Source organism: Chondrinema litorale (assembly GCF_026250525.1).
Classification (GTDB): Bacteria; Bacteroidota; Bacteroidia; order Cytophagales; family Flammeovirgaceae; genus Chondrinema; species Chondrinema litorale.
In genome coordinates this window covers 23,812-37,235 of the sequence record NZ_CP111047.1, presented here as the reverse complement: position 1 = coordinate 37,235, position 13,424 = coordinate 23,812, and the positions used below count along the sequence as shown (strand labels likewise).

The following is a 13,424-nucleotide window of genomic DNA, read 5'->3' as shown; positions in this document are numbered from 1 at the left end:
TTTTCGTGTTTAACCTGATTAATTCCTTTAGTTTATGTAGTTTAGAATTGCTGCAAGTGTAGAAAAATTATGGGAATATGCCTGATAATTCAGTATGTACAGCAAAATTTATTTTGTAAGAGAACAGGTTTATGAATAATAATAGAAAATTGAAACGGAGTAGGGAGTACCCACTCCGTTTCGGTTTATCTGGTTAACCAGTAGTTTACCAACCTTCGTTTTGAGTTAAAACACCCAAACTTGCAGAAATTTCATCTGGAGGAATTGGCCATACGTGGTGTATTTCAGGATCGAACTGAGGTCTTGCTTCCCAAACTACTGTACCATCATGCGCATGTAATTCTTGGTTGTAAACTTCATCAGCATCACCCCATCTTACTAAGTCGAAGTGGCGGTCTGTCCACTCACCGGCAAGCTCACATCTTCTTTCGTGTTTTAAATCATCTAAAGTTGCTCCGCTTAATGCAGAAAGACCAGCGCGAGTTCTTACCATATTTAATGCTTCATCGCCATTTAAACCACTAGCAATTTGTGCTTCAGCTTTTATAAGTAAAATTTCAGCAAAACGCATTAATGGCACATTTAAATCAGTACTTGGCTTGTCTCCGTTTGGATTAACTCTATCTTGATCTGAGAATGGTTCTGTGTATTTACCAAACATGTAACCAGTCTCGTTGTTAGAAGTTTGGTACCAAGTAAACTCTTCACCGAAATAAGTAAATACAGTTCCATCTTTAAATACGGTAATATCTCTACGAACATCACCTTCTTCGTATTCGTCGTACAATTCTTTAGTGGGTTGGAAATATCCCCAGCCATTGTAAAGTCCCCAGCCTTTGTTTTCGAACATAACACCCGGTAAAATACTACCAGTTAAAGTACTAGAAACTACCGACCAGATATATTCTGAACCCCAGTTATTCGCAGAAGAGAATACTGCTTTATAATCTTCTGAAGGAGAATCTGTATCGATTAATGCATGTTCGCCTGAGTTAATCACTTTATCAGCAGCTTCTATTGCCAAAGCATATTTAGAAGCATCGTATTGCGCCCAGTAAAGATAGGTTTTTGCCATAAAAGCATAAGCAGCCGTTTTATGTGCTCTACCCATGTTTTCGCTTGAATATTCGCTAAAGTAAGGTAATAATTCAGCAGCTTTTTCGAATTCGCTAATGATGTATTCGTAGTTTACTTCTACGCTTTCTGCTCTTGCTACATTATAATCGCTTAAGTCTTCTCTATCTACAATTGGTATACCTGCATTTTGGTCACCAAAACGGTAAGCTAAGTCCAGATACATTAAACCAGAAAGAAAATAAGCTTCGCCCATGCTGCGCTCTTTTACCTCAGTGCTTACAACATCTTCGCCTAAATCAGCCACGTTTACAATTACCTCATTGGCTCTTTTAATTACTTTGTATTTTAAAGCCCAGATGTTTTTTGTATAACTCTCATTACCAGTGTTTATAAAGTTTTTGATATTATCTGGCTCAGATTTTACACGACCCGTTACCATATCGTCACTGGCATTAATGTACCAGAAGTAGCCTCTACCGTACATAATATCTTCTGTAAAAGGAGCATACATGGCATTTGCAGCAGCAACTACCTGATCTTCTGATTGCCAATAGTTGTCTGATGATGGAGCTCCATTTGGTTGAAGATCGAGAAAATCTTCACTACAAGAGCAAACTATAAAAAGCGTAAGTGATAAAAATATATATAATTTATTTTTCATTTCTTCTGTGATTTAATGTGAATTAAAACTGAACATTAAGACCAAGAATGTAGCTTCTTGATTGAGGGTACTGTCCTACATCTATACCTTTGTTGGTTACTGCATCTACTTCAGGGTCGAAACCTGTGTAATCAGTAAATGTAAGTAGGTTGGTTGCAGTAAAGTATACACGCAAACTGCTCATTCCTGCTTTTTCTATCGCAGATGATGGTATTGTATATCCTAATGTTAGGTTTTTCAATCTTAAATAAGAGGCATCTTCTATGTACCAGTCAGATACAGTACCGAAGTTGTTGTTTTCATCAGTTACTGATACTATTGGAATATCTGATCCAGTATTCGTTGGAGACCAAGCATCTTTAATGTCAGATAACATGTTGTAACCTTGTGTAGGCATTAAAGTACTGAGTTTTAAACCGTTGAAAAGGTTTACATTTTGCACTCCTTGGAAGAATAAGCTTAGGTCAAAACCTTTGTAAGCGAAGTTAGCATTTAAACCATAAGTAAATTCAGGGAAAGCATTTCCTTTAAATACTTTATCGTCATCATCTAATTCTCCATCGCCATTTTGATCAACAAATTTTAAATCACCTGCTTTTGCATAAGGCTGAACTAAGTTTCCATCAGGACCAGTGTAAGCGCTTACTTCATCATTAGATTGGAAGATACCATCAGTTTCGTATACATAGAAAGAATAAACCGGTTGACCTACTTGCGATCTGATTGGGTATAAAGTGTATCTTACATTATTGTCGTAAGTTTCATACTCAACATCACCCATTGCTACTACTTCATTTTTCACATGAGATAAGTTAGCATTGATGCTGAATTGAAAATCTGATTGCGATTGGTGGTTATAGCCTAAAGAGATTTCCCAACCTTTGTTTTTTACTTGCTTGTTGTTTGTCCAAGAGTTGTAATCTACACCAGCAGTACCTGGTAAAAGACCACCTCTAGCCAAAATATCGTGGGTATTTTTAAAGAAGTAATCAGCAGTTAAAGTGATTTTATCGTTGAAGAATGCTGCATCTATACCGATATCTGTTTGCTCAGTTGTCTCCCATTTCAGGTTTTGGCTTGCTAATTCATTAATGGCATAACCATAATAGCTGTAGTAGTCGCCAGACTCACCAAGTAAAGCTTGTGTTTTTTCCATTAATAATGAAAGTGGATAATTGCTCAAACTACCTAGATTACCAATTTTACCCCAGCCTGCTCTTAATTTTAAGAAACTGATCGCAGAGATATCTTGAATAAAGCTTTCGTTAGATAATTTCCAACCTACAGAAAGTGAAGGGAAAACACCTATGTGGTTGTTATCGCTAGAAGTTGCATCATATAATTTTGAAGTTCCATCACGTCTTACAATACCTGTGAAGAAGTATTTGTCATTATAGTCGTAGTTTACTCTACCTAGCCAAGAAGTTAAAGCATACTCATATTTACTACCATCAAAAGCAGTGATTTCAGAAGCATTGGCCATGTATCTGCTAGACTGGCTCTCATCCATAAAACCTCTACCAGTAATACTGTTGTATTCAGAAGTATTTTTCTGAGCAGTATAACCTACCATTAATTTTAAGCCATGCACATTATTGAATAGCTTTTCGTAAGTAAGTGTGTTTTCAGCTACCCACGACTGATCAACAGTAGTAGATTCGTATAATTCGTTGTAATCTGAAATTTTACCAATCTCTGGTACTTTAGAAGTAAATTGAGATTGCTGTGCTACTGTTCTGTTTAAACCGCCGTTAAACCTGAATTTTAAACCTTCTAAAATGTCATAATCAAGGAAGAAGTTACCAGAAAGGGTAGTAGTTGGTCTTTTATCGTCTAACCTGTTCAAATAAGCAACTGGATTAATTAAGTCACCATAAGAACCTGCATAAGTAGTATTATCACTAGGTACAACACCACCGTAAATTCCGTTTGCTTGGTCTTCCCAAACTACCGCACTTCTCGGATAGTAGATAGCAGAAATAAGCGCACCTGTATAACCAGAAGAAGTATTTACACCATAGTTACCATCTGTGTATTTCACCATGATGTTTTCACCAACTCTTAACTTATCTGATAAATTTAAAGAGCTGTTGAATCTTGCAGAGTAGATTTTAGAATAAGTATTCAAAAGTGTACCTTCTATTTTTCTGTGACCAACAGAAGCCATGTAAGTGCCTTTGTCGCTACCACCACTTACAGAAAGGTCGTAGTTTTGCATAGTACCGCTTCTGAAAATTTCGTCGATCCAGTCTGTTCTTGTTACAAAACCATAAGGGTTTAAATCTTCTTTTATATAGTCTCTACCATTGTAATCGTCAGCATAACCAGCATTGTCGAATGCAGTATTCATAACTTCTGCATACTCTCTTGCATCTAGAGATTCAAGTTTTTTCCAAGCTTGTTGGAAACCGCCATAAGCGTTAAAAGATACTTTTGGTTTACCAGCTTCTCCTTTTTTAGTTTCGATTAAGATTACACCAGCAGCAGCTCTTACACCATAGATAGCCGCAGCAGAAGCATCTTTTAGAACAGTCATTGTTTTGATGTCTGTTGGGTTCGGCACTGGCGCATTAGGTATTCCATCTACTACATAAAGCGGAGCCTCGTCGTTCATCGTACCAATACCTCTAATTCTAATAGTTGGGGTAGAAGTAGGATCACCACTATTATTTACTACAGTAACACCAGCAACAGTTCCTTGCAAAACACTCTCAACATTATTAATAGGTCTGTTATTGATCTCTTTTACGGCATCTACATTGGTAACTGCACCGGTAACATCTTCTTTATTAGAAGTACCATAACCAACAATTAATATTTCTTCAAGCTGATTTAAGTCTGTAGCAAGTGCGATATCGATGGTTGATCTCCCACCCACTTCTACTTCTTGCGTGGTAAAACCCACATAGCTAATTTGAAGAGTACCATCCTCAGGAGCGATTATTTTATAGTTACCATCAAAATCGGTAACAGTACCTTTTGTAGTTCCTTTAATAAGGATACTCGCACCCGGAATAGGCTCATTAGTTTGAGCATCCGTAACTTTACCGCTAATTGTAATATCTGCTACAGCAGCATCAATTACATTTAAATCAGCTTTAGCATCGTAGCTCTTTACTATAATCTGATTATTAATTCTTTTGAAGCTCACCTTTGCCTTTTTAGAAATCTGAGTGAGAATTTCTTGTAGGCTGTGATCTTCTCCACTAATCTTTAATTTCTTAGCTAAAGGAAGATTACCTGTTTGAAATGAAAAATTAAAATCGGTATTTTCCTCAATAATCTGTAAAGATTTACCCAAAGTAACATCACCAATATCTACTTTCAGATATACATCTTTTAGCTTCTGAGCATTTGCCATATCGACTGCAAATACCATAGAAGTTAGCAGTGTTTGGATTAAAATTCCAAAAAGTAAATTTCTGGACATAAAAATGATTGTTTTAGGGATTGTTTTTTTCATAAATTTGAGTGTTTGATAGAACTGAAGGGTTTTATTTAGACAATAACTATTAAGGGTATCGAATGCTCCACCATTCGGTACCTTGTTATTTGCCCAAAAGTTAGTATTAATTGGTTACTGGTTTTTAAAGAAGTTGGCTATGTGATTATTTACAACCGTTGCCCGTTAAAGTAATTTTTCCATTTTCATTTATTATAGTTAAGTCAAAAGTGTATTTTAATACCTGAAGCACTGTTTTTAAAGATTCATTTTCAAACCTTGCTTTCAGCTTACAGTTTTCTAATCCTGGAGAACCTAACTCAACCTCTACTCCATACCACATTTTTAATTTTTTGGTAACTACACTGAGTGGTTCGTTTTCGATAAGTAATACATTATTTTTCCAGGAAGTTACTTTTTGCACATCTGCCTCGTTCTTAAGCTCAAAAGATTTTTCTGGTTTGTTAAACACCACTTTCTCGTTGGGAGAAAGTATGTAACTTTCTTTTTGTTTGTTGGATGGAATAACTTCAACTTTTCCTTCTACTAGGGTTACTTCAACATCAGATTCATCTGGATAAGCTGCCACATTAAACACAGTACCCAACACTTTGGTAGATAGCTCTTGCGAATGTACGATAAATGGTTTCTCAGGCATCGACTTCACTTTAAAATAAGCTTCACCTTCTAGATACACCTGTCTGAGAGAATCTGTAAATTTTTCTGGATACTTAAACTTACTACCAGCATTCAATTTTACAAGTGTTCCATCTGCCAGTGTAATCATAGATTTTTGTCCCGGCTTGGTTACAATCTCTTTCCAGCTTGTTTCTGTTTTTATTGGGTTATTTAAAAAATGATAATAAGACAGCCCAACCATTAATAGCAATAAAACTGATACAGCTATTTTAGGCAGATACCTCCAATAGTTAATCTGTTTTGTAATGGGTTGTACTTTGTTTACAGGATCAGCATTTGTAAGTGTTTCGCTCTGAAAATCTGGTTCATACTTGCGTATTTTATTCACCAGCTTATCCATACCACGATCCATATTAAAATTTGCCAGTTTAATATTCTGCTTGTCTTCTTCCCACTTAGCAGCAACCCATTTGAAAAGCTTGTTATACTTTTCATCTTTAAGCAACTCTCTTAGTACTTCAATTTCTTTAAATGAAGCTTCGTTCGAAAGGTGCCGGGTTACTAATTGTACAAAATTATCTTGATCCATTTTTTGTTGTTTTCATTACGAGGACAACAATTCAAAAAAGAATCTACTATTCGCTAAGATTATTTGTTGATTAATTTAATATTATCTGAATATTAAATACCAGTAAGTATTAAAAGTACTAAAAACCACATTTTAGTAGTGCTGAATTTAGGATACTGCTGCAAAATGAATTTTGTAGCTTCTACCATTTGGTTTTGAACAGTATTGGGAGAGATGGAGAGTATTTCGGCTATTTCCTTATACTTGAAGCCTTCGAGGCGGTGCATACGAAAAATTAGCTGTCTTTTAGAAGGCATTTGTTTTATGAGTTCTTCTATTTCTTCTTTAAACTCACTGTAAAGCAAAAACCTGTCGGCAGTTAAGGCAGAGCTCATGCCTTTTTCTACTGCTAGTTCGATATCTTCTGTCATAGCCATTTTGCTCTTTTTCAAATAGTTATAAGATTGATTTCGAACGGCAATGTAAAGATAAGATCTAATGCTGCTAGTAATATGTATATCTCCACGCTTGAGCCAGATATTTAAAAAAACATCTGAAACAGCTTCTTCTGCTAAATCTTCGCGCTTAAGAAATTGAAAGGAGAAGTCACATAAATTCTGAAAATATCGCTTGTACAAAGCAGTGAGGGCATTCTCATTGTTTTGCGATATAGCTTCTAGTAATTCTTTATCAGCCTGTTTATTAAAACTGTGCATGGATAAATAGTTGCTCTTTTCTGTAAATATATATCGCAGCGGGTTGAAGGTCAAAAAAAAACAGATTAATGCTCTGTTAAAATAAATGCATGAAAATGTAAAAAAATGGTTGAAAGACAGATTTAAAAATTAGCTATTGTTTTTTTTGTTAAATCTGTCTATAGGAGCTAACTTAATGAGTTTTCTCTACTTTTGGAGGATCGAATTTTTCGAAGAAATCCACCATATTATCTTCATGTTCTAAATTGAGTTTTTTGCGTAACCTGTAACGGGCAGTTTCTACACCACGAACCGAGATATTGAACATTTGAGAAATATCTTTATTAGACAAACTCATTTTTACCAATGCACAAAGTCTCAGTTCTTTTTGAGTGAGATCTGGAAAACTGCTTTTTAAATTCTGGAAAAACTGATGATGCACCCTTTCGAAATTAGCTTCAAATATTTGCACATACTCCTTATCGTCTAGATTAACTGTAATTTTGCGAATAAGATCACGCACTTTTTTGCGCATGGTATCATTTCTAGCGACTGTTTTTAGCTCATTCAATTCTTTTTTGAGTTCCGTCATTGCTTCTTGTTTTTTTACCAGAAGCATGGTGTAGTTTGCCAGCTCTTTACTTTTATCAATTACATCGTATTCGAGTTTCTCTTTTACTCTTTGCATACGTTCTTTGTCTTGCTGCAATTTCATCTGCTCAATTTCTAACTCAAGCACTTTTCTGGCTTTAAATTCTTCTTTTCTAACCTTTTCGTTTTCGATAAATATTTTTCGTTTCACCCACATCACCGTAATTAAGATAAGCAGAAAAGCAGCAATTACATAAATTGTGATAGCCCATTGAGACTGATACCAAGCAGGTAAAATTTTAAAGTAGTAGTTGGCTGGTTCAGCAGTTTCTCCTAACAAGCTTCTGGCTTTTACCTTAAAAATATACTCACCTGCTTTTATATGGCTGTATTCTTTAAAAGGGGTTTCTTGCCAAGCAGACCACGATTCGTCTAAACCTTCGAGTTTATAGCTAAATTGCACATTGGTTTTATCATTAAAACTAGGGGAGGCAAACTCAAAGGTAATAGTGCTCGATAGATTAGGTAAGATTTGGAAATTATCACTACCTGTAACTAGTTTTCCATTCACTTCTTCAGCAGCATTTTTATAGCTTATACTGATAATATTAGTCTCGTGATTGATTTTGTTGGCTGTTTGATCAAGCTCAAAAGCGTATAAGCCGGTTACTGTCCCCATCAATACAAGATTAGAACCTACCGGAATAATGCATTCCATGCCTTTGCTAAAAGAGCCTTTTAATTGCAGAAATAATCCTTTGTACAAATTTCCAGTATCATCATTATTGTAGAAATAACCTGCCTCTTCGTCTTGAACAAACCATGTTTTATCGTTGTGTTCAATTATTTTTCTGATGCTGGCATTCTTACCGAGAATTTTACTTAGTTCCTCATGTGGTAGAAACTGGTTTTCTTTTTCATTGTAGGTATAAACTCCTTCATTCGAAGTGAAAACAACATCATTATTCCACTTAAAAACATTGATGTTGAAAGCAGATGGCAATCCGTTCTGATCTCTGTAATGCTCGACACTAATTACTCGGGTGTATTCATCATTTATTTTTACTTTAAAAACACCTTTGTACCCGTGGCAAACCCAAAACACACCGGGCTCCTCAGTTTGAACAATATCTCTACTCGATTCATTAAATCCCTGTATCTTATGTTCTAACTTAAAGCCATCTTTTTCTGAAAAGCTCATTAGGTACATGGTTTCGTAAGTACAAACCAAATAGTGATTGGCAAAGCCTTTTATGGGAACAACTTTCCAGATACCCTGCAATTCTGAAAGTTTTTTGCTTTTATCTTTCGAAACAACAAACAAACCTCTATCGTGCCCACAGATAATTTGACCATTTACTTTTTTAAGTGACCAAACTTGACCTTCTAAGCCTTGTATTTTCACAAAGTTGGAGCGAGAAAGATTTGAGCTTTTGCTAATATCATCGCAGTAAAAAACTCCTTGGTTAGAAGCTATGTACATACTGTTTCCCTCAAAGAGCACATCAAAGATAGATGCATTTTCAAAGAGTAGTGAAACAGGAGAAGAGATATCAATACAGTCTAGGCCATTGTTAAGCAGTGCCCAGATATTGCCCTCATTACTTTCGAAAATGTTTAATACGGTTTTATCTTGGAGGTTATAGAAAGTATCGTTGCTGATTTCTTCGCCAAATTTATTGAGTGCAATTACTTTGGTGCTTAATGTACCCAGGTAATAATCGCCAGTAGCTGCTTTTAATCCGCAAGTAATTAGATTGTTAGAACTCGATTTTAATATACTTTTCCAGAATGTGACTTCTGTTGTTTCAGGATCAATCTTAAATATGCTGCCTTGTTTTGTAAATGCCAGCAGTTCGTTATCACTATTTCCGGGGAGTAACTCAACTATATCTTCGTGGTTAATTTCTTCTGGTTCTACAAAAGAGCTAAATTCCATGGAGTTGAGGTCGAGGTGTTTTAGTCCTTCATTGTCTTGCACATAATAGCGGTTATTTACTTCAGTAGAAAAAGTAAACTGGCTGCCATTTGGCGGAGGTAAGGTAATCGCTTTATTATTAGAAATAGCCACCAACATACGGAAACTTCTAAAAACTATGTGCCCTTGCACTTCTTGAACATCCCAAAGGTTTTCCAGATTTTTATCTTCAACCCGTATCAAATGCATTAAAGAATTGTACTGGTACTTTCCAAACTCATCTTTTTCGATTGTACCGAAATCATTAAATCCACCAGCGTAGATAGTGCCATCTTTTGCCTGCAATAAAGATCGCATAGACGAGCGATTTGGCAAATGGATGTATTGCCAGTGTTCGCCATCATAGATGAGCACACCTTCATTATTTCCGAAATACAACACGCCATCCTTATCTTGGCACATAGACCAAAATTGAGTGTCGCTGTTAAAATCATTTTTTGTGTAATGGAGTATTCTGGGGATTCCTTTTATAGAATTCGAGAAAGGTATTTCTGTATTAGTATTTTCTACTTGGGCAAATGTATAGTTACACAACTGCGTAACAGTGAATAAGACCGTTAGAATTAGTTTATTCATTTTCAGATTTAATCTTATTTATAACTAGTTGGTTGTCAGTTACTTTATTTTATAAGTAGTAGTATTGACGTATTAATTTGTAAGAGAGAAGTATATAGAACGTACTCCTAAATTTCGCAGCTTCTATTCTGTAAAATACATTTGGAGTGAACTGGATGCTTATTCAACTTTAAAAGTTTTTTTAAGCCTCTCCCGAAACAACTTTCAAACTTATATCAAATAAAACATAATATGAATATGAAATATGAAAACGTTTACAAATTACCATTCCAAAACCTGAGAACTAATTTTAAAAGTTCCTGCAATCAACCTTGGGTTTTTATAAATTTACTAATTTTTTGTGGTTTTTTTTCTATAATTTCTGCTCAAGCGCAATATCTAAAAGCTGATGGTAAATATATAGTAGATGGAAATGGAGAAGAAATTATCTTACGTGGTATGGGTTTGGGAGGATGGATGCTGCAAGAAGGATATATGTTGCAAACCAACAGTTTTGCTAATCCACAACACGAAATTAGAGCAGCCATTGAAGGCGTAATTGGAGAAGAGAACACAGATGAATTTTATGCTGCTTGGTTACAAAACCACTGCACAAAAACGGATATAGACTCACTAGCTTCTTGGGGTTTTAATTCTGTGCGCTTGCCCATGCACTACAACTTGTTTACTTTACCCATAGAAGACGAACCAGTTGCTGGAGAAAACACATGGTTAGATAAAGGTTTTGCCATGACAGACAGCTTGCTTAACTGGTGTGCGGCAAATGAAATATACTTGATTCTGGATTTACATGCAGCTCCTGGCGGACAAGGAAACGATGCTGCAATCTCTGATTACGATAACTCGAAACCTTCTCTTTGGGAAAGTGATGAGAACAAGCAAAAAACCATTGCATTATGGAAAAAGCTTGCAGAAAGATACGCAAATGAAAAATGGATTGGTGGTTACGATTTAATTAATGAAACCAATTGGAATTTTACAGCAGGAGCCAACCAAAACGGCTGCGACGAATCTACCAATGCTCCGTTAAAAGAGCTATTTATTGCTATTACTGATGCAATAAGAGAAGTAGATGAAAACCACATCATTTTTATTGAAGGTAACTGTTGGGCGAATAATCACAGTGGCATTTGGCCTCCTTGGGACGATAATCTGGTAATAAGCTTCCACAAATACTGGAATTACAATGACCAGAATTCGATTCAAGGATTTATTAATATGCGTAATGAACACAACATTCCGGTTTGGTTGGGTGAATCTGGTGAAAACTCTAATACATGGTTTAAAAATGCGATTTCATTATTAGAGAAGAATAAAATTGGTTGGGCTTGGTGGCCATTAAAAAAAGTAGGCTCTGTGGTTGGTCCACTTACTATAGATAAAAATGAAGGATATGCTGAGTTGTTAGATTATTGGGAAAATGGAGGTAATGCACCAGCTATAGAAGAGGTAAAAGCAGCATTAATGAAATTGACCGAAGACCTAAAGATAGAAAATTGTACCTATCACAAAGATGTAATTGATGCCATGTTTAGGCAAGTGCAGCAGGCAGAAGCTACTTCAATTCCATTTACCAAAAATGGTATTCCAGGTGTAGTAAATGCTTCCGATTTTGATTTGGGTAGCAATGGCATAGCTTATTTTGATAATGATACGGCAAATTACAATGTAGCAACCGGAACCTATCAGGCATGGAACCAAGGTTGGACTTACAGAAATGATGGAGTAGATATAGAAGCCACCACAGATACTACAGCCAAAAGTAATGGCTATAATATTGGCTGGACAGCAGATGGCGAATGGCTCCAATATACAGTTACTGTAGACTCAACTGGAAGTTACCAATTGAATCTGCGATATGCGGCTATGGGAAGTGAGTCAACTATTAGGCTTCAAGTAGATGGAGTGGATATTATTGAGCCAGTAAAACTTCCATCAACGGGTGGTTACAATGTGTGGCAAACCTATACCATCGAAGATGTTCCCCTCACCGAAGGAAGCCAGAAACTTAAACTTATTTTTAAGGTAGGTGGCTTAAATCTTGGATACTTAGATTTCGAATTGGCAGCAAATTTCAGCGATATTCCATTTGTACCAACTCATGCAGCAACTACAGAAGAAGGAGATGTTTTTTTTTCTCTTAACAAAAGTATAGACACAACTGGTCTTGCAGCAATTACTGGATTTACAATTACAGCAGATGGAAACGCGGTAGAAATTGAAAGTATAGAAGTTGAAGAAGGAAATAATAAGCAATTGGTCTTTTATTTAAATGCAGAGTTAAACGATGGAATGGCGCTAAAAGCCAGTTACGATGGAGATGTGGTGAAAGCGACAGATGGAACTAGCTTAGATACTTTTTCTGGTTTTGAGATTATAAACAACTTACCATTTCATTATGCATTGCCAGCGAAAGTAGAAGCAGAAAAATTTACTACCAATTATGGTTTAGAGCTAGAAACTACTACAGATACTGGTGGTGGGCAAAATATAGGCTATACCAATTATGGAGATTATCTGGAATACTTAATCAGTGTAGAAGAAGCAGGCGATTATATTGTAGAAGTGAGAGTAGCCAGCGAAAGTGCAGGTGGAAAGCTTGCTTTAAAACAGTTGGATGCTGATGGTGAAGAATTAAATGAAGTTGAAGTAACAGTACCAGTAACAGGAGGTTGGCAAACTTGGCAAACAGTAAGCGAAGAGATGCATTTAGATGCAGGTAGAGGAATTTTGAAGTTAGAAATCTTACAACCAGAATTTAATGTAAACTGGATCAACTTTAAAAAGCAAACAGTAAGTGGCATTGGAGATAAAACACAAGGTAGCCTAAAATTATATCCAAACCCTGTGAAAAGAGAGGTTAGAATTGAGCTCCCTAACAAAGTATACACTACAAATAATTCTGTAACTATTTCCACAGTTCAAGGGAAAGTTATATATAAAAAAGAGCAGTTAAAACAACAAGATTTTGAGCAGTTTTCTTTAGAAACACTTCAGGCAGGGCTATATATTATAAAGTTAAATATGGACGACAGTTTTTGGAGTGGTAAAATATTGATCGATAAATAATGAATTCTAATTAAGTAAAAAAGCAGCATTTATTGAAGGGCATATTCAATTGAATATACATACATATCAAATCAATTTATAGAACAAATTAGTAACAGAACAACAGACAAAAACAACGATGGCAGATT

At 35.7% G+C, this 13,424-nt stretch carries 6 protein-coding genes; 1 reads left to right on the top strand and 5 read right to left on the bottom strand.

What is annotated here, in order from left to right:
- Positions 1-205: 205 nt before the first annotated feature.
- From OQ292_RS26325 to OQ292_RS26305, 5 genes are all read right to left on the bottom strand, one after another.
- Positions 206-1,738 carry a RagB/SusD family nutrient uptake outer membrane protein gene (locus OQ292_RS26325; protein WP_284687289.1) on the bottom strand — a complete coding sequence of 511 codons (1,533 nt, stop codon included), beginning with the start codon at positions 1,736-1,738 and terminating at the stop codon, positions 206-208.
- Positions 1,739-1,760: 22 nt separating this feature from the next.
- Entirely contained in the window at positions 1,761-5,201 is a 3,441-nt protein-coding gene (locus tag OQ292_RS26320) for a SusC/RagA family TonB-linked outer membrane protein (RefSeq protein ID WP_284687288.1), read from the bottom strand.
- A 145-nt stretch (positions 5,202-5,346) separates the two neighbouring features.
- On the bottom strand, positions 5,347-6,408 hold the full coding sequence (locus OQ292_RS26315) for a FecR family protein (RefSeq protein WP_284687287.1): 1,062 nt from the start codon (positions 6,406-6,408) through the stop codon (positions 5,347-5,349).
- Between the two features lie 92 nt (positions 6,409-6,500).
- On the bottom strand, positions 6,501-7,103 hold the full coding sequence (locus OQ292_RS26310) for an RNA polymerase sigma-70 factor (protein ID WP_284687286.1): 603 nt from the start codon (positions 7,101-7,103) through the stop codon (positions 6,501-6,503).
- A gap of 172 nt (positions 7,104-7,275) precedes the next feature.
- Positions 7,276-10,227, bottom strand: coding sequence for a triple tyrosine motif-containing protein (locus OQ292_RS26305; RefSeq protein WP_284687285.1), 2,952 nt, complete (start codon positions 10,225-10,227; stop codon positions 7,276-7,278).
- A gap of 231 nt (positions 10,228-10,458) precedes the next feature.
- On the opposite strand from OQ292_RS26305, the gene OQ292_RS26300 reads away from it, so the two are divergent.
- Positions 10,459-13,296 carry a carbohydrate-binding protein gene (locus OQ292_RS26300; protein WP_284687284.1) on the top strand — a complete coding sequence of 946 codons (2,838 nt, stop codon included), beginning with the start codon at positions 10,459-10,461 and terminating at the stop codon, positions 13,294-13,296.
- Positions 13,297-13,424 lie beyond the last annotated feature (128 nt).

Excerpts from the sequence above, each read along its gene's own strand:
- OQ292_RS26325 (WP_284687289.1), bottom strand. The coding sequence starts at position 1,738 with ATGAAAAATAAATTATATATATTTTTATCACTTACGCTTTTTATAGTT.
- OQ292_RS26320 (WP_284687288.1), bottom strand. The coding sequence starts at position 5,201 with ATGAAAAAAACAATCCCTAAAACAATCATTTTTATGTCCAGAAATTTA.
- OQ292_RS26315 (WP_284687287.1), bottom strand. The coding sequence starts at position 6,408 with ATGGATCAAGATAATTTTGTACAATTAGTAACCCGGCACCTTTCGAAC.
- OQ292_RS26310 (WP_284687286.1), bottom strand. The coding sequence starts at position 7,103 with ATGCACAGTTTTAATAAACAGGCTGATAAAGAATTACTAGAAGCTATA.
- OQ292_RS26305 (WP_284687285.1), bottom strand. The coding sequence starts at position 10,227 with ATGAATAAACTAATTCTAACGGTCTTATTCACTGTTACGCAGTTGTGT.
- OQ292_RS26300 (WP_284687284.1), top strand. The coding sequence starts at position 10,459 with ATGAATATGAAATATGAAAACGTTTACAAATTACCATTCCAAAACCTG.